This is a genomic window from Rhodococcus sp. P4_C10, assembly GCF_056402135.1.
The window spans coordinates 66,348-84,624 of sequence record NZ_JBFUHZ010000028.1; the positions used below are offsets into that span (position 1 = coordinate 66,348).

The 18,277-nt window shown below is 68.9% G+C and carries 21 protein-coding genes, 1 tRNA gene and 1 pseudogene; 9 read left to right on the forward strand and 14 right to left on the reverse strand.

Going from position 1 to position 18,277, the window contains the following annotated elements; genetic code table 11:
- Positions 1-9: 9 nt before the first annotated feature.
- Positions 10-1,392 (reverse strand): cystathionine beta-synthase, encoded by a 1,383-nt coding sequence (locus tag AC1DWC_RS18470; RefSeq protein WP_072846730.1) that lies wholly within the window; start codon positions 1,390-1,392, stop codon positions 10-12.
- Between the two features lie 120 nt (positions 1,393-1,512).
- Here AC1DWC_RS18470 and AC1DWC_RS18475 point away from each other — a divergent pair, with 120 nt between their 5' ends.
- From AC1DWC_RS18475 to AC1DWC_RS18485, 3 genes are all read left to right on the forward strand, one after another.
- Positions 1,513-2,571: an SGNH/GDSL hydrolase family protein gene (locus AC1DWC_RS18475; RefSeq protein WP_477910315.1), complete on the forward strand. Its 1,059-nt coding sequence runs from the start codon at positions 1,513-1,515 to the stop codon at positions 2,569-2,571.
- A gap of 64 nt (positions 2,572-2,635) precedes the next feature.
- Entirely contained in the window at positions 2,636-3,853 is a 1,218-nt protein-coding gene (locus tag AC1DWC_RS18480; protein ID WP_477841305.1) for an acetyl-CoA C-acetyltransferase, read from the forward strand.
- Positions 3,854-3,999: 146 nt separating this feature from the next.
- Positions 4,000-4,428 carry a hypothetical protein gene (locus AC1DWC_RS18485; protein ID WP_477910317.1) on the forward strand — a complete coding sequence of 143 codons (429 nt, stop codon included), beginning with the start codon at positions 4,000-4,002 and terminating at the stop codon, positions 4,426-4,428.
- 14 nt (positions 4,429-4,442) lie between these two features.
- Here the strand turns inward: AC1DWC_RS18485 and AC1DWC_RS18490 are convergent, their stop codons facing one another.
- From AC1DWC_RS18490 to AC1DWC_RS18515, 6 genes are all read right to left on the reverse strand, one after another.
- The gene (locus AC1DWC_RS18490) at positions 4,443-5,267 is read right to left on the reverse strand and encodes a Bax inhibitor-1/YccA family protein (protein ID WP_477910319.1); all 825 of its coding nucleotides are present in this window, start codon (positions 5,265-5,267) and stop codon (positions 4,443-4,445) included.
- A gap of 215 nt (positions 5,268-5,482) precedes the next feature.
- A complete protein-coding gene (locus AC1DWC_RS18495) occupies positions 5,483-6,619 on the reverse strand; it encodes a class I SAM-dependent methyltransferase (protein WP_477910321.1) in 1,137 nt (378 codons plus the stop codon).
- A 31-nt stretch (positions 6,620-6,650) separates the two neighbouring features.
- A complete protein-coding gene (locus AC1DWC_RS18500; RefSeq protein ID WP_477910323.1) occupies positions 6,651-7,340 on the reverse strand; it encodes a nitroreductase in 690 nt (229 codons plus the stop codon).
- 83 nt (positions 7,341-7,423) lie between these two features.
- A complete protein-coding gene (locus AC1DWC_RS18505; protein WP_477910325.1) occupies positions 7,424-8,239 on the reverse strand; it encodes a M23 family metallopeptidase in 816 nt (271 codons plus the stop codon).
- A 282-nt stretch (positions 8,240-8,521) separates the two neighbouring features.
- Positions 8,522-9,220, reverse strand: a complete 699-nt coding sequence (locus AC1DWC_RS18510; protein ID WP_477910327.1) for a M23 family metallopeptidase — start codon at positions 9,218-9,220, stop codon at positions 8,522-8,524.
- 787 nt (positions 9,221-10,007) lie between these two features.
- Positions 10,008-10,130: a hypothetical protein gene (locus AC1DWC_RS18515; RefSeq protein ID WP_477841293.1), complete on the reverse strand. Its 123-nt coding sequence runs from the start codon at positions 10,128-10,130 to the stop codon at positions 10,008-10,010.
- Positions 10,131-10,370: 240 nt separating this feature from the next.
- Between AC1DWC_RS18515 and AC1DWC_RS18520 the strand changes: the two genes are divergently transcribed.
- Complete coding sequence (locus tag AC1DWC_RS18520) at positions 10,371-10,739, forward strand: hypothetical protein (protein WP_477910329.1); 369 nt, start codon at positions 10,371-10,373, stop codon at positions 10,737-10,739.
- Between the two features lie 428 nt (positions 10,740-11,167).
- On the forward strand, positions 11,168-11,356 hold the full coding sequence (locus AC1DWC_RS18525) for a hypothetical protein (protein WP_477910331.1): 189 nt from the start codon (positions 11,168-11,170) through the stop codon (positions 11,354-11,356).
- Between the two features lie 37 nt (positions 11,357-11,393).
- Here the strand turns inward: AC1DWC_RS18525 and AC1DWC_RS18530 are convergent, their stop codons facing one another.
- Entirely contained in the window at positions 11,394-11,630 is a 237-nt protein-coding gene (locus AC1DWC_RS18530) for a three-helix bundle dimerization domain-containing protein (protein ID WP_477910333.1), read from the reverse strand.
- Between the two features lie 688 nt (positions 11,631-12,318).
- Here AC1DWC_RS18530 and AC1DWC_RS18535 point away from each other — a divergent pair.
- Positions 12,319-12,807 (forward strand): acetyltransferase, encoded by a 489-nt coding sequence (locus tag AC1DWC_RS18535; RefSeq protein WP_477838270.1) that lies wholly within the window; start codon positions 12,319-12,321, stop codon positions 12,805-12,807.
- 79 nt (positions 12,808-12,886) lie between these two features.
- Here AC1DWC_RS18535 and AC1DWC_RS18540 read toward each other — a convergent pair whose 3' ends face one another.
- Positions 12,887-13,933 carry an IS110 family RNA-guided transposase gene (locus AC1DWC_RS18540; RefSeq protein ID WP_477910335.1) on the reverse strand — a complete coding sequence of 349 codons (1,047 nt, stop codon included), beginning with the start codon at positions 13,931-13,933 and terminating at the stop codon, positions 12,887-12,889.
- Between the two features lie 319 nt (positions 13,934-14,252).
- Here AC1DWC_RS18540 and AC1DWC_RS18545 point away from each other — a divergent pair, with 319 nt between their 5' ends.
- Together AC1DWC_RS18545 and AC1DWC_RS18550 are read left to right on the forward strand one after the other, a co-directional pair.
- On the forward strand, positions 14,253-14,714 hold the full coding sequence (locus AC1DWC_RS18545) for a YkvA family protein (RefSeq protein WP_477910337.1): 462 nt from the start codon (positions 14,253-14,255) through the stop codon (positions 14,712-14,714).
- Positions 14,715-14,780: 66 nt separating this feature from the next.
- Entirely contained in the window at positions 14,781-14,939 is a 159-nt protein-coding gene (locus tag AC1DWC_RS18550) for a hypothetical protein (RefSeq protein ID WP_477910339.1), read from the forward strand.
- Between the two features lie 288 nt (positions 14,940-15,227).
- Here AC1DWC_RS18550 and AC1DWC_RS18555 read toward each other — a convergent pair.
- Positions 15,228-15,425 (reverse strand): annotated as a pseudogene (locus tag AC1DWC_RS18555) (peptide-methionine (S)-S-oxide reductase); the annotation flags it as partial.
- A 209-nt stretch (positions 15,426-15,634) separates the two neighbouring features.
- On the opposite strand from AC1DWC_RS18555, the gene AC1DWC_RS18560 reads away from it, so the two are divergent.
- Entirely contained in the window at positions 15,635-15,784 is a 150-nt protein-coding gene (locus AC1DWC_RS18560) for a hypothetical protein (protein ID WP_477910341.1), read from the forward strand.
- Between the two features lie 273 nt (positions 15,785-16,057).
- Here the strand turns inward: AC1DWC_RS18560 and AC1DWC_RS18565 are convergent.
- From AC1DWC_RS18565 to AC1DWC_RS18580, 4 genes are all read right to left on the reverse strand, one after another.
- Positions 16,058-16,131: transfer RNA gene (locus tag AC1DWC_RS18565), tRNA-Leu, on the reverse strand.
- Positions 16,132-16,171: 40 nt separating this feature from the next.
- Entirely contained in the window at positions 16,172-17,128 is a 957-nt protein-coding gene (locus AC1DWC_RS18570; RefSeq protein ID WP_477910343.1) for a Ppx/GppA phosphatase family protein, read from the reverse strand.
- A complete protein-coding gene (locus AC1DWC_RS18575) occupies positions 17,125-17,676 on the reverse strand; it encodes a DUF501 domain-containing protein (protein WP_477910345.1) in 552 nt (183 codons plus the stop codon). Before AC1DWC_RS18575 ends, AC1DWC_RS18570 begins: the two co-directional genes overlap by 4 nt.
- Positions 17,673-18,277 (reverse strand): FtsB family cell division protein (locus AC1DWC_RS18580; RefSeq protein ID WP_477910347.1); only part of this gene is annotated, 605 nt, incomplete at its 5' end. The genes AC1DWC_RS18575 and AC1DWC_RS18580, both read right to left, overlap by 4 nt.

Below are 18,277 nucleotides of genomic sequence, written 5' to 3' on the forward strand. Positions count from 1 at the left end.
GACGGAGGTTTACGACCCCGCGCTGAGGAACCCGAGCAGGTCGTGTCGGGTGATGACGCCGACCGGCTTGCCGTCCTCGACCACCATCAACGCGTCGGTGTCGCCGAGCGCCTTGGTCGCCGCGGTGACCGGCTCGCCGGCACCGATCAGCGGGAACGGCGCGCTCATGTGCTTCTCGACGGAGTCGGCGAGCTGCGCGCGGCCCTCGAAGACCGCGGAGAGCAGGTCGCGCTCGCTGACGCTGCCCGCCACCTCGCCGGCCATCACGGGCGGTTCCGCGCCGACCACCGGCATCTGCGAGACGCCGTACTCGCGGAGGATCTCGATCGCGTCGCGCAGGGTCTCCGACGGGTGCGTGTGCACCAGGTCCGGCAGCTCGCCGGACTTGGCGCGCAGCACGTCCCCGACGGTGGGCTCGTCGACGGTGCCGTCGAGCCGGCTGCGCAGGAATCCGTACGAGGACATCCACTTGTCGTTGAAGATCTTCGACAGGTAGCCGCGGCCGCCGTCGGGCAGCAGCACCACGATCACCGCGTCGGGCTCGCGCTCGGCGACGCGCAGCGCGGCCACCACGGCCATGCCGCACGAGCCGCCGACCAGCAGGCCCTCCTCGCGGGCCAGGCGGCGGGTCATGTCGAACGAGTCGGCGTCGGAGACCGCGATGATCTCGTCCGGGATCGACGGGTCGTAGGCGGACGGCCAGAAGTCCTCGCCGACGCCCTCGACCAGGTACGGCCGACCGGTGCCGCCGGAGTAGACCGAACCCTCGGGATCGGCGCCGATGACCTTGACCTTGCCGCCGGAGACCTCCTTTAGGTAGCGGCCGGTGCCGGTGATGGTGCCGCCGGTGCCGACGCCGGCGACGAAGTGCGTCACCTTGCCCTCGGTGTCCCGCCAGATCTCGGGTCCGGTGGTCTCGTAGTGGCTCGCGGGCCCGCCCGGGTTGGAGTACTGGTTGGGCTTCCAGCCGCCGGGCAGCTCGCGCGCCAGGCGGTCGGAGACGTTGTAGTAGCTGTCCGGGTGTTCCGGAGCGACCGCGGTCGGGCACACCACGACCTCGGCGCCGTACGCCTTGAGGACGTTGCGCTTGTCCTCGCTGACCTTGTCCGGGCAGACGAAGACACACTTGTAACCGCGCTGCTGCGCCACCAGCGCCAGCCCGATCCCGGTGTTGCCCGACGTCGGCTCGACGATGGTGCCACCGGGCTTGAGCTCGCCCGATGCCTCGGCGGCGTCGATCATCTTGACCGCGATCCGGTCCTTGGAGCTGCCGCCCGGGTTGAGGTACTCGATCTTGGCCGCCACCAGTCCCGAACCGGGGCCGACCACCGAATTCAGCTTGACCAGCGGAGTGTTTCCGATGAGGTCCACGACATGATCCGCGATGCGCATGGGTCCATGCTCCCAGAGCGCGCCGTATCGGCAACACCAGGTCCGCAGAACGACGCGGACGGCACTTTCGCACTAGGTTTGTCGCCAGGCGGCCCACCCGGCGACGGAAGGTGTGTTGCGGTGCCCAGCAGCGGATGGAAGACGGCGACGAAGGCGGGCGCGGCGACGGCCGTCGCGGGGTCCTCGGCGGGCGCCGCCTCGTGGGCGCTGTACCGCTACCTCAACGGTCAGGCCTCCGCCGCGCGCGGCGTGATCGGCCGTAACGTCGCCAAGCCGCCCGAGGCCGACGGCATCTACACCGCCGGGTGCGCGGCGCCGCAGCGGTGGTGGCCGGGCGTCCCCTTCGACCTGCACCTGATGATCTTCGGCGACTCCACCGCCGCCGGGGTGGGCTGCGCCGGCGCCGAGGAGGTGCCCGGGGTGCGGCTGGCCCGGGGCCTCGCCGACGAGACGGGCAAGCGGGTGCGGCTGAGCACCAAGGCCATCGGCGGCGCCACCTCGAAGGGGCTGTGCGGCCAGATCGACGCGATGTTCGTCGCCGGACCGCCACCGGACGCCGCCGTGATCCTGATCGGCGCCAACGACGTGACCGCGAAGAACGCCGTGCACGCCTCCGCCCGCCGGCTCGGCGACGCGACGGCTCGGCTGCGCCGGGCGGGCAGCGTGGTCGTGGTCGGCACGTGCCCCGACCTGGGCGTGGTCACCGCGATCCCGCAGCCGCTGCGCACCGTCGTCCGGGAGTGGGGGCATCGGCTGGCGCGGGCGCAGGCGACGGCGGTGCTCACCAACGGCGGGCACCCTGTGCCCCTCGCGGACCTGCTGGCACCGGAGTTCCTCGCCGCCCCCGACGACATGTTCTCGGCGGACCGCTTCCACCCGTCGGCCGCGGGATACGACCTGGCCGCCCGGCAACTGCTGCCCGTGCTGGCGGCGGCTCTCGGTGAATGGGACGGCGGCCCGTTGCCGGACCTGCCCGCGGTGTCCGAGGCCGCCGAGTCGCGTCGGCTGGCATCGCGAATCACCCAGGCCGCCAACCGTTTCCTGTGGCGACGCGACAGCGCCCGACGCGACCGGCAGGGCGTCGACGGGCCCGTCGAGGTGGCACCGGAACCGACGTCCGGGGTACTGAAAATCGTCGATGACCGACGGCGTCGCCAGCGCGCGGAAAGCGCCACGTAACGTCTGGGTCAAATCCACCGTGTGTGGCACCCACCACGCACACCGATTACTGCAAGGAGTTCTCATGCCTGAGGCCGTCATTGTCTCCGCTGTACGTTCGCCCATCGGCCGCGCCGGCAAGGGTTCGCTCAAGGACATCCGTCCCGACGACCTGGCCGCCCAGATGGTCGCCGCAGCGCTCGCGAAGATCCCCGAGCTGGATCCCACCGAGATCGACGACCTGATGATGGGCTGTGGCCAGCCCGGCGGCCAGTCCGGCTACAACATCGCCAAGGTTGTCGCGACCACGCTCGGCTACGACTTCCTGCCCGGCGTCACCGTCAACCGCTACTGCTCCTCCTCGCTGCAGACCACCCGGATGGCCATGCACGCCATCCGCGCGGGCGAGGGCGACGTGTTCATCTCCGCGGGCGTCGAGTCCGTCTCGTCCTTCTCCACCGGCACCGCCGACGGCTGGCCGAACACCAAGAACGCCCTGTACGCCGAGGCGCAGGCCCGCACCGAGCTCGGCGCCCAGGGCGGCATCGCCTGGTCCGACCCGCGCGAGGCCGGCCTGATCCCGGACGTCTACATCGGCATGGGCCAGACCGCCGAGAACGTCGCCTCCCTGACCGGCATCAGCCGTGAGGACCAGGACCGCTGGGGCGTCCGCAGCCAGAACCGCGCGGAGGAGGCCATCAACCGCGGCTTCTTCGCCAAGGAGATCACCCCGGTCACCCTCGCCGACGGCACCGTCGTCTCCACCGACGACGGCCCGCGCGCCGGCACCAGCTACGACAAGATCAGCCAGCTCAAGCCGGTCTTCCGTCCCGACGGCTCCGTCACCGCCGGCAACGCCTGCCCGCTCAACGACGGTGCCGCCGCGCTCGTCATCATGAGCGACACCAAGGCGAAGGCCCTCGGCCTGACCCCGCTGGCGCGCGTCGTCGCGACCGCCGCGACCGGCCTGTCCCCCGAGATCATGGGCCTGGGCCCGATCGAGGCCGTCAAGAAGGCCCTCGGCTACGCGAAGATGACCACCTCGGACATCGACCTGTACGAGATCAACGAGGCGTTCGCGGTGCAGGTCCTGGGCTCCGCCCGCGCGCTCGACCTCGACGAGGACAAGATCAACGTCTCCGGTGGCGCGATCGCCCTGGGCCACCCGTTCGGCATGACCGGAGCCCGCATCACCAACACGCTGATCAACAACCTGCGTGAGCAGGACAAGACCTTCGGCGTCGAGACCATGTGCGTCGGCGGCGGCCAGGGCATGGCGATGGTGCTCGAGCGCCTCAGCTAGTCCTTCTGCACCACCGCGAACGGGCGGTTACCGGGACAACGGCCGAGAGGCCTCCCCGGTAACCGCCCGTTCGGCGTTGTGGATCGATTCGCGGGTTGTCCACAGGTCGACGGTTCGCCGAGATCGGGCATCGCCGAGGCGGCGTGGTGAGCCGATGGGGGCACACGACGCACCGTTTCGGGGATCGAGCGCCATTGCGGCGGGGCTGGTCACCGAATACCAACTTCGCCCGCATCTACCGCGACGTCTACGTCGTCAGACGGGTCGAGCTCACCGCCGCCGTGCGGGCCCGTGCCGCCTGGGTATTCGCCGCCCCGGACGCAGTCCTCACCGGGTTTTCGGCGGCGGCCGTGCACGGCGCCAAGTGGATCGACGCGTCCGCGCCCGCCGAGGTGATCAGGTCGGGCCATCACCGGCCGGCCCCGAATCTGTTCGTGCACGACTACCGCCTCGAACCCGGTGAGAGCACCGTCGTCGAGGGAATGCGGGTCGCGACGCTGCTGCTCAACGACCGCCCGGCCGCGCTGGTCCGACGGGTTCGCGAGAAACTCCTCGCCGCCGGGGCCCCGGTATGACGCCGAACGGGCGGTTACCGGGGAGGCCTCTCGGCCGTTGTCCCGGTAACCGCCCGGCCGAACGCGACGCCCCAGGCCGCCTTCTCCGGCGCCTGGGCGCGGATCAGCTGGTCGGCGGCGTCGAAGTCCAGCAGGAAGCTGAACGCGGCGAGGCCGATGCAGACGAGGCTGAAGATGATCGCCACGGCGCCACCGTCGCGGAGGCCGAGGCCGCCCGGGGTGAAGAAGCTGGCGACGATGTTGCCGAGCGCCAGGACCAGCACGCCGATCATGCCGCCGATGAGCATCCGGGTGAACCGCGGCGTGACGCGGATGGCGCCGGTCTTGTAGACCACCAGCATGCCGAAGAACACGCCGAAGGTGCCGAGCACGGCCTGCGCGATGAGCGTGCCGCCGCCCGCACCCTGGAACGTGATGTCGGTGAACATGAACGAGAGCGCACCGAGGAAGAAGCCCTCCGCGACCGCGTAGGCGAGGACGATCGCCGGGTTGTCCATCTTCCGGCCGAAGGTGGCCACCAGGACCAGCACCAGGCCGATCAGGCCGCCGCCGACCACGAACGGCGTCGCGAGGTTCACGTCGTTGTTGACCAGGAAGTACGAGATGATCGCCGAGATGGACAGCACACCGAGCGTGATGCCGGTCTTGGTGACCACGTCGTCGATGGTCATGGCCCGCTGCGCCGGACCGGTGGTGTAGGGCTCGGCCTGGGTGTACTGCGGCTGGCCGAACTGCTGGCTCATCTGCCCGGCGCCCGCCGTGGCAGAACCGAACGAGGCGTATCCGCCGCCCTCCTGTTTGGGGAGGTTGCGGAACACCGGGTTGCTGGAGGTGCGCACCGTGCGTGTCCCTTCTTCTTCTGGCTCGCTGTGAGCCGGGTCGGGCCGCTGTGGCCCGACCGCTCCGGGAAAATCCCGTTTGGGTGGATCTGTTGCTGGTAAAACGACTGGCCCCGCCGGTTGGTTCCCGCGCTTCCCGCGCGTGGGTCGGCGGCGAATTTCCTCGGACGGACAATTCGGACTCTACCGTCCGCACCGTCAGCGCGTGTGGTCCGCTACGCGTCGCGGACCGAGCGGGTGACGGTGAACTTGGCGTTCCGCGCCACCTGCTCGGTCGACCCGACGAACGAGCGCAGCGGTCCCCGGTAGCCCAGGTGCGAGTTGTAGACGGTCCACAGTTCCCCGCCCGGGCGCAGCACCCGGCCCGCGGCCCGGAACATCGCGAGGGCCCCGCCGGTGTGCACGGCGGCGCCGACGTGGAAGGGCGGGTTGCACACCACCAGGTCCACCGAGGCGTCCCCGAGGGTGGACATGGCGTCGTCGCGCAGGGCGGTCACCCGGTCCTCGACGCCGTTCGCGCGGGCCGTGGCGGCCGCCGAGGCGACGGCGGCGGCGGACTGGTCGGTGGCGATCACCGCCAGCTCCGGTCGCGCCGTCGCCAGGGAGACGGCGAGAATCCCGGTCCCACAGCCGAGGTCGACCGCGGTGGCGGCGTCGGGACTCATCCGCGGCAGCTGGTCGAGCAGGAACCGGGTGCCGATGTCTAGTTTGGTGCCGGCGAAGGCGGCGCCGTGCGCGACCACCTCGAGGCCGAGCTCGTCGAGCCGTTCGCGCCGCGGGTAGCCGGGGGTCGACGCCGCCGGGAGGGCGCCGCGGGCCACGAGCACCCGCGCCTTCTGCCGGCCGAGGGTGGCGTGGACGTCCGCGAAGCTGCGCGCGAGCACCTCGTTCATCGCGACCGACAGGTGCTTGACGCGACCGCCGCCGTAGACCACCACGTCCGGGTCGGCATGGCGGGCAACGGTTTCCGCGATCTCCTCGAGCTCGGCGAGACTGCGGGGCAGCTGCAGCAGCACCACCTTCGCACCGGCGAGCAGCTCCGCGTCGAGCCCGCAGGACCGGTAGCCGCCGACCAGCCCGGCGCGCTCCGCGTTCGCCGCGAGCGCCTGCTCCCCGGTCAGCGGGTCCTGGTGTACGCGCGGCGAGCGCACCCCGAAGCCGGCGACCGCGCCGAGGGTCAGCGCGCCGTACCGGTCGCCGATCACCGCGACCGTCCCCGGCTCCGCCGCGAGCAGTGCGTCGCCCGCCTCGTCGAGGATCAGGCGGTCCGCACCGTCCACGGCGAACAGGTTCGGCGCCTCGACGTCGGGGAACCTACGCAGCTGGGACAGGAGATCTTCGGGGACCGGCACGCGTACCAGTGTTTCAGGTGGCCGGCCGGGCCTACTCGGACACCCAGGTCGCGGCCGCGTCGACGGCGGCGCGGGTGGTGCGGAAGTTGTTCGCCGGGTGGTCGAGGTCTGGATAGCCGAACGAGATCGCGCACACCACGAGCCGGTCGTCGGGCAGCGCGAAGAACTCCCGCAGGTACTTCGAACTGCCGGCGAGGGCGGCCTGCGGGATGGTCGCGACGCCGAGGCTCTGCGCGGCCAGCAGGAAGGTGTTGACGTAGAGGCCGCAGTCGACGGCGCCGTAGGTGCCCAGCGCCTCGTCGGTGGTGATCACCGCGACGTGCGGGGCGCCGAACAGCTCGAAGTTCTTCATCGTCTGCTCGGCCGACGCGGCCCGGTCGCCCGCGACGCCGACGCTCGAGTACAGCGCCATCGCGCACTCGCGTCGGCGTTCCTGGTAGACGCCGCGGTACTCGCGGGGGAAGGCCAGGTCCGGCTCCTGCGGCGCGGACCGCACGTACGCGGCCAGTCCGTCACGGAAGCGCTCGGTGGCCGCGCCCTCGGTGACGGCGACCTGCCACGGCTGGGTGTTGCACCAGGACGGAGTGCGCTGGGCGAGCGCGAGGATCTGCTCGATGACCTCGTGCGGCACGGGCTCCGACGTGAAGGATCGGCAGCTGTAACGGTCGGCGAGGAGCGTCGACAGCGCCTGCTCCTGGTTGGACACGATCGTCTCGGTCACGCGGCAACTCCTCGGGTGGTCGGGACCGGCTCGTCGCCAATCCTCATCGCACCCTATGGAATTGATTCCAGTCTGACCAGGGGTCAGGCGTTGCGGCCGAGCCAGGTGACGGAGACGCCGCGGTCACGCAGCCACTTCCCCGGGTCCACCTTGTTGCCGCTCTGGTCCCACACCTCGAAGTGCAGGTGAGGCCCGGTCGACTGACCGCGGTTGCCCACGGTCGCGATCTGGTCGCCGGCACTGACCCGCTGGCCCTCGTAGACCTGGTAGTCGTTGACGTGGCCGTACACGGTGATGGTGCCGTCGTCTGCCTGCACCCGCACCCACAGCCCGAAGCCGGAGGCGGCGCCGGCGGAAATGACGGTTCCGTCGGTGGCCGCGAGCACCGGGGTGCCGATCGGCGCGGCGATGTCGAGCCCGCCGTGGTGGGCTCCCCAGCGGGAGCCGAAGTCGGAGGTCAGGGTCCCGGAGACCGGCTGCACGGTGCGCGCCTTCAGCGGGGCGGCGGTCTCGAGCTGGTCGTTGGCCCACTGCTGAGCGGCCGCGACGCCCCCACCGAGGTCCGGCAGGGCGATCGGGGAACCCATGTCGATGCTCTCGGGCAGCTCGATACCGGGCAGCTCGACGCCCTCGGGCAGCTCGATGTGGGTCGGGAGGGCGACACCGGCGGGCAGCACGCCCGCGGGCAGCGTCGGGAGGGCGATGACGGGGGCGGCCGACGCGGTGGCCGCGCCCAACTGCGCGCCGCCGGCGAGGACGGCGCCGGTGGCGGCGGCCACGGTCGCGGCCTTCACACCCGCACCGTTACGCGGTGCGGCGACGCGGTGGCGTCCGCGGATGGGGCCGGCGTCGATCGTGAACACGTTGGATCGACTGCCTGACCTGCGGTGATCGCCCACGGTAAGTACCTCGTCACATCGGGTTGGGGGCGACCTCGGTTGTGGCCTGTGCCCTTGTCCGCGATCGAAGATAACAAAACGATATCGGCCGCGTCCACCGTAACCGAATCTTGATGTTGTAACGCGTTCTCGCCATGACGGGGAGCGCGTCTGCTATGCACGCGGCCACGAAGAGGGCCGTTGCCGTGCCCCGCACGAGCTCCACTGCGGATCAGACATGGAACACGACAACGGCCGCCCAGCAGGGAACCTGCTGAGCGGCCGCTCGTCTCGCACCTGGCTCTACGACCAGGTCACCGCGACACCACGGTGCGCCAACCACGCATTGGGGTCGACCTGGTTGCCGTTCGGGTCCCACACCTCGAAGTGCAGGTGCGGCCCGGTCGACTGACCGCGGTTGCCGACGGTCGCGATCTGCTGGCCCGCGACGACCCGCTGGCCGACGTTCACGAGGTACTCGTTGACATGGCCGTAGACGGTGATGGTGCCGTCGTCGTGACGCACGCGCACCCACAGCCCGAACCCGGAGGCCGTTCCGGCGTTGATGACCTCACCGTCGGCGGCTGCCAGCACCGGGGTGCCGATGCCGGCCGCGATGTCGACGCCGCCGTGATGCGAGCCCCAGCGTGCGCCGTACCCGGAGGAGAGCTTGCCCGAGACCGGCTGAACGGTGAGCGCCTTGGACGGCACGGCCGACGAGTTGGGCGGAAGGACCGCCTTGAGCTGGTCGTCGAACCACCGCTGCGCGGCGGCGGCGTCGGGCAGCGGGGCCGGCAGCGCGGCACCCGCAGGCAACGAAGGAAGGGCAACCGGCGCGGCGGACGCGGTGGCGATGCCGAACGGCACACCCCCGGCCAGGATGGCGCCGGTGACGGCGGCGATGGCGACGCCCTTGGCGCGGCCCAGTCCGCGGCGCTGCGGGTCGGACGAACGGGCGGCGAGCGAACTGGAGCGATGGAACGTGCTGCGGAGAGTTCCCACAGTTAACACCTCGTTCTTTGTCGGCTGGGCCCGGTCTCCGACAGGTGCGGACTCGGGCTTTCGTTGGCGACAAAGTTACGAACGGATCTCGATTCTGTCGATCGTGACCCACTTGTTATCAAAAATTGATCTTGTTTTACGCCGTCAACTGGTATAGGGCTTCCGCTGGTCAGTGCACGGTTCGTAGCGACACGCAAGAAAATCTGTGACCTCAGGCACAGTTCGACCAAATGGGCCGGTCGAACGGCTGGAACCGCGGCGCGATGCCGTGACGGCACGCCGATACGCGGGGCCGCGACGCCTCGGACTTGGTCGTTGACGAGCTCGAAGGTGCGGTCGAACGGCGATGCCCCGGGTCGGGCCGGAACCGACCTTCCGCCGTCTGCATGACCCGCCGCGACATGCGGACTACCGGCATGACCAGCGCATTGTGTGCACGCGCACGTGCGCTACTGCTCGCTCGGTTGGGGGCAGAGTGCGGGCACGGAGCCCCTCCCTCTGCGTTCGACTACTCCCGACACTCGGTACCCCCAGGCCGGATGCGGGCCTGAACGCACCGGCCCCGGCTGATACCCGGCCCCCGGCGGTTCTGACTCGTTGCGGCGCCGGGATGACCGGCAGTGGACCCCCGTGCAATCGACTGGCGAACCGACCACTCCGGGGCCGACCCTCGCCGAGCGTGAGCCGACGAAGCGCGGCGCGAAGGTCGCCGGCGGGCACGCCTTGGCGGTCGTGGCCCTCGTGGGGGGCGTGTCAGGGATGCTCGACCTGGCGGGTCCACCCCACGTCAGCCCTGGCTGATGCCGGATGGTTGCTGGTATTCCGGATGGTGAACCTTCGCCCGCACGAGTACTGCGACACCGATCCCGGCGGCCAGCAACAGCAGCAATTCGAGCACGTTGACGTTCACCGCTTCACCTCATCCTCGGATGGTCACGTGTGCCGCCACCGCTGATGACCTCGTTCTCGTCCCGATCGGACGCCGACCGGCGGTAGCGAATATCGATGTGAGAGATCGCGCAGGCCCACAAACCAGGCCGGATCCGCACTGCCATCGTCACCCACCATGACAGATGCCCGGACACCCCGGGCGAAAACTACCCAGCGGTTGTCCACAGCCGCGCCGTCGCGCTGCCTATACGATCGAGCAGTGCCCAGCCTGCCCTTGGCGATGGCCCGATTCAACTACCGGCTCGCACGCCTACCGCTCCAACTGATCGAGGTCGCCGCCGTTGCGTGGCTCCCCGAGGAGTCTGCACTGCGCCTGGGATACGAGAAGGTCCTCATCGACTGCGATCGTGCGGCGGCCTACCTGCTGGACGACAGGTCTGCCCACGACCGAGCGTGCGCGCTCCGCGAACAGACCGCCCCAGCTCGCACAACGCGCGCACGACAGCTACGCAGGATCGAGCAGCGCGAACAAGCCGTGGATGCGGCCGCGGCTGAATTGCTGCACGACCATCGTGAGAGGTTTCATCGCCGCCTCCGGGAACACATCAACCAGAGTCCGCACAGGTGATCGCACTTCAACTGTCCGCCCACCGGTCCCGCTGCGGCGCCGGCGCGGCGTCACGACGGCGCGTAGGTGACGGCGCCACACTCGCGGCAGCCGTGAGTGCGGTGCCCGCGGCGGATCGGCGCTTCCCGGTAGCGCGGCGACCACACCATCCGGCACGAGAGATTCTCGCTGCCTCCGCGCGCGACCAAGTGGTGCACGATCCTGCCGGAGAGCGTTGTTTCCTGCTGCGTCCGCGCAGTATCTGAAGAATCGCCCAGTTCCGTACGCGCGAGTAACGACTTGCAACACCTAGGGTGAGTTCGCGCCAGCATCCCTCGGTGACTGGCGTAGGCCCCGTCGACCACCCCCCTGTGTCGACGGGGCCGCCTGGTCCATTCCCGCCAGAACTCCGTCACTGGCGGGCGCACGCAGTCCGGAGGAGGAAGCGCATGAAGATTCCGGTGTGGATTGGCACACCCCTAGTGCTCGCGTTGGCGACCACTGACGCAGCCCTGGACCTCCAGGTTCGCGTCGTGGGCACGTTGACTCGTGCTGTGATGCGCCAGATGTTCATCGCCATTCCCAGTGAAGCGCCCTCCCCGAGCGGCGAAACAGACGAACTTCTCCAGTCGGCGTAGGAGGGTACATCCGAGGACCAACCTGGCCAGACCGCCCCTACGCGATCCGTGCATCGGCACCCAGTTCTCGATCCGCATGCCGCTCAACCAGCAGGGGCAAGTAGTCGCGGATCCGGCTGCCGACGAAATGCGCGTGGGCACGGGAGATCGCATCACTGACGTCCGCGAACGACTTCTCGGGGTACTTCTCGGCGAGGCGCCGAGTCGCCAGGTCGATCAGGTGCTGTTCCTCTTTTGGCAACATGACGAAGTCTTCCGCGCACTTGGTCGTCAACAGGTCTAGAAGGTCACGGCATCGGGTACATCAGCAACGTGAGGATGACCGCGACGGTCGCGGCGGCGAAGAGTATCCCGGGCCAGATTCGAGTTCGGAATCGCCGAAATGGGCGCGCATGAGGGCACCTCGCAGGCAAGTGGTGACAGTGAATTCGGCTCGTCCACGGTATCGCGGATGAGGTCGCCCCGAACAGCACTCGGTGCTACTCGGGCTCTCGATGCGGAGAACGCTCCGAACACGGCGGTGTGCAGACGACGGCCGCACAACGTCGGCAGGTGTGCGGCCGGTGTCCAAGCTTGGGATGGCAGGCACCGGCCTCCCAGCCGACGGGGCAGAGATCCGGCCGAGTGGATGCCCGTTCGCGCAGTGGCGCGGGGCCGGCTCGGTGTACGTGGCCATGCTCCGAGCGAACACCGATTCGTACGCTCGTTCGAGGATCGCAACCCTGGCCACTGTGGGTGACAGAGGGTTCCTCTGCATTCGTCAAGCGTGCAGATTGTTCGAACACCGCCTGACAACTTGGTCCGGGCCAGCGTCGGTTCCTGTGTGTGCTGTCAAGCGCCGGATGATTCGAACACCCGGCCGCTAGGACTTGCGGAGCAGTCGGTCGCCCCCCTCTGAGCCCTGTTGAATCCAGGCAAAAATCGGTTGACGACCAGCTTTCAACCGTCTGTAGTGTGCACTCATGAGCACATCTAAGGGACTCGTTCTCCGCCCGTGCAAGGGCGAGGCGGAGTGGCCGGCACTCGTACACATCTGGCGAAGCGCCGTTGAGGCAACCCACGACTTTCTTACCCCGGAGGATGTCGACTTCTACGAGTCACGGATGCTCAGCGACTATTTCCCGGCCGTCGAACTGACGGTCGCGGAGGCCGAGGAGACGCCGGTGGCATTCTCGGGGCTGGCGGGTAACTCACTCGAGATGCTGTTCGTCGACAGTACCTACCGCGGGCATGGTGTCGGTTCGGCGCTTCTGTCGCGCGCGATCGAGTGCCACCCCGATCTGCGCCTGGACGTCAACGAGCAGAACCCGCAGGCTGCCGGCTTCTACCAGCACTACGGTTTCGTCGTTCTGAGTCGATCGGCGACTGATGGAGACGGGCGCCCGTTCCCGATCCTTCACATGGGGCGGTCGGCGGTCGGGGCTGCTGACACCCCGATCGGACTCAGCTAGAGCGTGTCTCCTAACCCGCGAGCTGTTTGAGCCAGGTACACACACCAGTAGTCCGCCCGTGTGTGTGCGCATGGGCGTGCTACGCCGACAACGGCATCGCGAGGCGTTGCTCGAAGTCGTCACGCATTGTGCGCCATAACCGCTTGGCGACTTGCCGTTTGAGGCAGCGCATAGCCTCACGAGACGACTTGCCCTCGGCCATCTTGCGCTGATGGTAGGCGTATCCGGGGCTACTGGGGGTCCGGGCTTGGGTGACGGCGACGATATGGATGGCGGCGTTCAGGGAGCGGTCCCCGCTGCGGGAGAGCCGGTGACGCTGTTTATCGGCGCTGGCAACCTCAACGGGCGCGGTGCCGGTGTAGCTGGCAAAGGCGGCCTCGTTCGCGAATCGGCTGGGGTTGCCGGTGCGGGCAAGGATCCGGGCTGCGGTCACGGTGCCGACACCGGGGATCTTCGCGAGCTGAGTGCCGGAAGCGGCAAGTTCCGTTTTGATGCGGGTGGTGAGGTCATCGATCTGAAACCGGATCCGTCGCAGGTCACCGACGATCTCGAGTGCGATGTTCTTACGCATCGCGTCCGCCGCAGTCTCGGGCAGCAACCGTTTGAGCTGTGTGGCGGCATCCTCGGTGGCGAAGTCGCGCTCGATCCCACCCGGCAAGAGCTCGCGCAGGACGGCGTGGAGCTGGTTGACCAGCCGGCCGTTCTGTTTGACCAGGTCGGTGCGGCGTTCGTCGAGGATCCGCAGCACATCGGTGTGTCCCTCCGGGGCGACCGGCCGGAAGTCGCCCTGGCTGAACGCGACACACGCGGCTGCGGCCGCGTCGATGCGGTCGTTCTTGCGGCGTCCGCCGCGAGAGAGCTCCCGCACCCGTGCCGTCGCGGTCGACGGCACGTCCACCACGGCCTCTCCCCGGCTGATGAGCCATTGGGTGAGGTGGTGCCCGAGTCCGGAGGCGTTCTCCACTGCCCAGATACGGTCTGGCCACTGTTTCGACCAGGTCATGAGCTGGGCGTAGTCGTCGAACGACGCGTTGATCCGGATTGAGCCGAGATCGGTGTTCGTTGTTGAGTCGACCGCGGTCGCGGTGTGGGTGGACTTGTGCGGGTCGATTCCGATCACGATCACCGATGCGTACCTCCGTGCCGAGTGGATGGGGGTATCTGCGGCCGGCATTCCGACTTCCGGTCACCGGGTTCGGTGACGTTCCTGTGTTGAGCCAGGCTGCGGACGGAGACCGTGGTGAGGCAGAACCCTCTTTGAGCCAACCCTCCGGCCGGTCGAGTGGCAGGAAGCCCACGAGCCAGTCACCACGGTCTCCTACGGCACGTTACGAACCCGCCGGTTCGAACACGAGCCGCCCCGCCATACAAGTCAGAAGCCTTGGCCCGCACCATCCGCTCCCTGACGTCACAAGACGTCTGTTCCGGCGTGCTCTGATTGATGTATGTGGTGGTTCGTCTTGTCTGTGGCCGGTGGCCTGCTATTGCTGTGGGTGGCGCTGCTGGTTGCCTTGTGGTTGACCAAACCAGACGAGATCAGCGTCAAGGACGCGCTGCGATTGCTGCCGGATATCGTCCGTCTGATCAAGAGGCTGACCTCGGACCCAGCGGTGCCGCGCGGCGTACGTGTACTTCTAGGGCTTCTACTGGCTTATCTGGCGATGCCGATCGACCTTGTACCCGATTTCATACCCATCATTGGGTACGCGGATGACGCCATGATCGTCGCGATTGCCCTCCGCTCGGTCACGCGCAGGGCCGGGCCAGTCGCGCTCGAAAAGCACTGGCCCGGAACGCCGGAGGGACTCGCCGCGATCCGCCGCCTTTCCGGGATCTCAGCGGGCGGCCTGTCGTCACGCGACAGGAGCTTCCACCTGAATCGGCGGAGAGATCGATCGATGGGGTGAATGCGTCACCCCGGTCCCACCGGCCAGGATCTCACAGACTCAGCTCACCGAGGAACGGGAGAAATCATGCTCGACTTGATGAAGCGGAACTACGACATCGTGGGCACCGCCGCGACCGGCGCGGTGCTGTGGACGCTGCACGCGCCCTGGCCGTTGTGGGCCGTATGGGGAGGCGTGATCGCGTTCATCACGCAGGACCGGTTCCGGGCAGCGCGGCATGCCTGACCATCCAGCCGTGTACCTCTCGCGCGCCGAGGTCGCCGAGCGGATCGGCGTACAGCCTGGCGCGCTCAGCCGGCACAAGCTGCCCGCTCCTGACGTCGTCGTCGGCCCAACGAAGTTCGGACGATGTTCGAACTTGACGTGACAGCCCGGGTGGTGCGGATCGGTATGGGAAGCACCAGTCAGCTCCCCACTCGGCAGTCGTAACGAATAGGTTCGCCCCTGTCTAGGTGGCAGATCGACTCTTCGGCAACTTCCAGTGAGGCCGAGGGAAATGGCAGGTGTAGCCATCCGGCTGGGGTCGTAGGCGATCTCGACAGCCTCAGCATGGCCCGGATGACCGCGATACGTGGGGCGATCGTTGCGTCCCCCGATGTAGCCAACTCGCGTCGACACCACACCTGGTTGCGTACGAATCAAGTCCTCCATGCCCCAGAAACATCCGTCTGCCAGTATCGCCCTGAAGAAAGTCTTGTCCGTCAACAACATTCCGCTTCGACTCTTCGAGCTAAGTCCCCTGAGCGGTGCTCACCGCATCTTCACGCAGCATCAACCGGCCGCATGGTGAGCCTTTCGAACTGGGACGTTTCGCATCGTGCGCCAGAGGCGTTTCGCACGCTGGCTCGCGCAGGCACAGGCGGCGGCCCGATGATAATCATGGATAACCGGTACGGCGATGCCCTGGTATGGATATGGGCATGATGAAGACGATTGCGGCCGCGGCGCTGCTCCTCGTGGGCTCGATCGGCGCAAAGTCCAAGAGACCACGCCTCACGGTCGCCGCCGTCCTGACCGTGGGGATTCTCGTCATCGGCGCCACGAAATACCGATGGCCCGTCCTGCGTTAGGCCGACCTCGGTCGAAGATGGTCGGGGGCACCGGCGATCCGCCTGCATGAATGCTCGTCACACTTGCGCAACATTGATGCACCTTCGCGGAGTCCCGATTGCGGTATTGCGGCGTGGATGGGGCACGCTTCAGCGGCGTTCACGCTCTCGACCTACGCCCATTTTCAGGACCCCGCGCTCCTCCAGGCCGCGAGTTCCGCGCCTGTTGTGACAATCCCTGACAACCTCGCACGATGACTTCCAGCTTCGGGCATGAAAACATGCCCTGACCAGTGCCCCCAGTCGGACTCGAACCGACACTTGGCGGATTTTAAGTCCGCTGCCTCTGCCAATTGGGCTATGGGGGCGAGGGTTCCCCGCCCGCAGGCGGGGAACCTGAAGAAAACCTCAGGCCGACGCGGCCAGGACCGACAACGCGATCCCGTCGAGGATGTCGTGCTCGCTGACGATCAGCTCGCCGATGCCCGCGCGGCGGGCGAGCTCCCGGCCGAGGACGTCGGCGACGATCGCACCGCCGCCGATGACGTCGACGCGGCCCGGGTGGATGGTGGCGATCGCGGCGCGCTGCTCGTGCGTCATGTGCAGCAGGCTGTGGTTGACCTCGTGCAGCCGCTCCAGCGACATCCGTGACAGGTGCACCCGCTCCGCGTCGTACTCCGGCAGGTCCAACGACACGGCGGCGAGGGTGGTCATGGTGCCCGCGACACCGACCCAGGTGCGCGCCTGCTCGACGGGCACCCGGTCGAACGCCTCACCGAGCTTCTCGGCCGCGAACGCTTGCGCCGCCTCGACCTGGTCGGCCGTCGGCGGGTCGTCGTGCAGGCAGCGTTCGGTGAGACGGACACAGCCGATGTCGGTGGAGTACGCGGCGTGCACCCCTCCCCCGTCACCGAGGACCAGCTCGGTGGAACCGCCTCCGAGGTCGACGACCACGAAAGGCCCTGCCGCCGGGTCGAGTTCACCGACCGCGCCGGCGAACGACAGCCGTGCCTCCTCGTCGCCGGAGATCACCTCGGCTTCGGCGCCGGAGATCACCGCGCCGAGCACCTCGCGGGTCATCGCGAAGAAGTCCTCGCGGTTCGAGGCGTCCCGGGTGGCCGACGTCGCGACCATCCGCACCGCGCCCGCCCCGGACTCCCGGATCATCCCGGCGTACTCCTCGAGGGCGACGCGGGTGCGCTCGATCGCCTCGGGCGCGAACTGCCCGGTGGCGTCGACGCCCTGGCCCAGCCGAACCACCCGCATCTCGCGGCGCACGTCGTGCAACCGGCCCGCGTCGTCGGAGTCGGCGATCAGCAGCCTGATCGAGTTGGTGCCGCAGTCGATGGCCGCGACGCGGGTCATTCGCCCTCCGCCGTCGGCGGCTCGTACCTGGGCCAGTCCGCCGGGATCGCGGTCCCGCGCAGCTTGCCCTCCGCCGCCAGCGCCACCGACTCGTCGCCGAGCGGGTTGACACCCGGGCCCTTCGCGAGCGAGTGCGCCATCAGCACGTGCAGGCACTTGACCCGGTCCGGCATGCCGCCACCGGTGAAATCTGTTCCGAGAGACTCGATCTCGTTGCGCTCGGCCAGGTAGGACTCGTACGCCCGCCGGTACGCCGCGGCCAGGTCCGCGTCCTTCCCGAGGCGCTCGGTCATCTCCCGCATCACCCCGGCGGACTCCTGCCGGCTCGCCTCCGCGGTGAGCCTCGGGTCCGTCAAGTAGTACAGCGTGGGGAACGGCGTGCCGTCGGGCAGCCGCGGCGCGGTCTTCACCACACCGGGGGCGCCGTCCGGGGCGCGGTACGCGATGGCGAGCACGCCACGCGGGTCGCGGCCCAACTGCGCCGCGACCGCGTCCAGATCCTCACGGGGAATCTCGGGGGTGGAATTGTTTTCGGTCGGCTCGGTCACCGGACTGGCCCTCCTTGTTGATCAGGCATGGTCATCGATCCCGCCGGGGCGGGCGCGGGGGCCGGGGGCGCGGGTGGCACCGGCCCAGCCGGGGTCGGCTCGGGCTCGGGCTGCGGCTCGGCGATCGGACGCCACAGGTTGGTGTACCAGGAGCCGCCGTCGTGCTTCGGCTTGTTCACCTTCTCCACCGGCGGCGCGACCGCACCCGGCAGCTGCACCTGGTACGGGGTCTCGCCCGGCATCACGTACTGCAGGCGGTCGCGGGCCTGCGCCTTGATGTGCGCCGGGTCGTCGTTCTGCTGCTTCTCTCGGGTGAGCCGGGCGACGTCGTCCTCCAGCTGGGCCCGCTCGGCGGCCACCTGGTCGGCGTCGGCCCGCTGGGTGAGGTAGGTGCGCAGCGGCATCGCCAGGGTCAGCGCGACCGCGCACACGACCACGGCCAACACCACGGCACGCGCGGTGGACAACCCCATGAAGGTCCGCTCCGGCGCGGAGCCGTCACCGTCGCGCCGCGAGCCGCGCCGGCGCGCCCCGGGCCCGCCGACCAGCTTCTCGGTGGGCGAGGCCGCACCGAGGTCGGGCGCCGCGTCGTCGGTGGCGC

Coding starts and splice junctions, on each gene's coding strand:
- AC1DWC_RS18470 (WP_072846730.1), bottom strand. CDS start 1,392: ATGCGCATCGCGGATCATGTCGTGGACCTCATCGGAAACACTCCGCTG.
- AC1DWC_RS18480 (WP_477841305.1), top strand. CDS start 2,636: ATGCCTGAGGCCGTCATTGTCTCCGCTGTACGTTCGCCCATCGGCCGC.
- AC1DWC_RS18525 (WP_477910331.1), top strand. CDS start 11,168: ATGAAGATTCCGGTGTGGATTGGCACACCCCTAGTGCTCGCGTTGGCG.
- AC1DWC_RS18535 (WP_477838270.1), top strand. CDS start 12,319: ATGAGCACATCTAAGGGACTCGTTCTCCGCCCGTGCAAGGGCGAGGCG.
- AC1DWC_RS18545 (WP_477910337.1), top strand. CDS start 14,253: ATGTGGTGGTTCGTCTTGTCTGTGGCCGGTGGCCTGCTATTGCTGTGG.
- AC1DWC_RS18550 (WP_477910339.1), top strand. CDS start 14,781: ATGCTCGACTTGATGAAGCGGAACTACGACATCGTGGGCACCGCCGCG.
- AC1DWC_RS18560 (WP_477910341.1), top strand. CDS start 15,635: ATGATGAAGACGATTGCGGCCGCGGCGCTGCTCCTCGTGGGCTCGATC.
- AC1DWC_RS18570 (WP_477910343.1), bottom strand. CDS start 17,128: ATGACCCGCGTCGCGGCCATCGACTGCGGCACCAACTCGATCAGGCTG.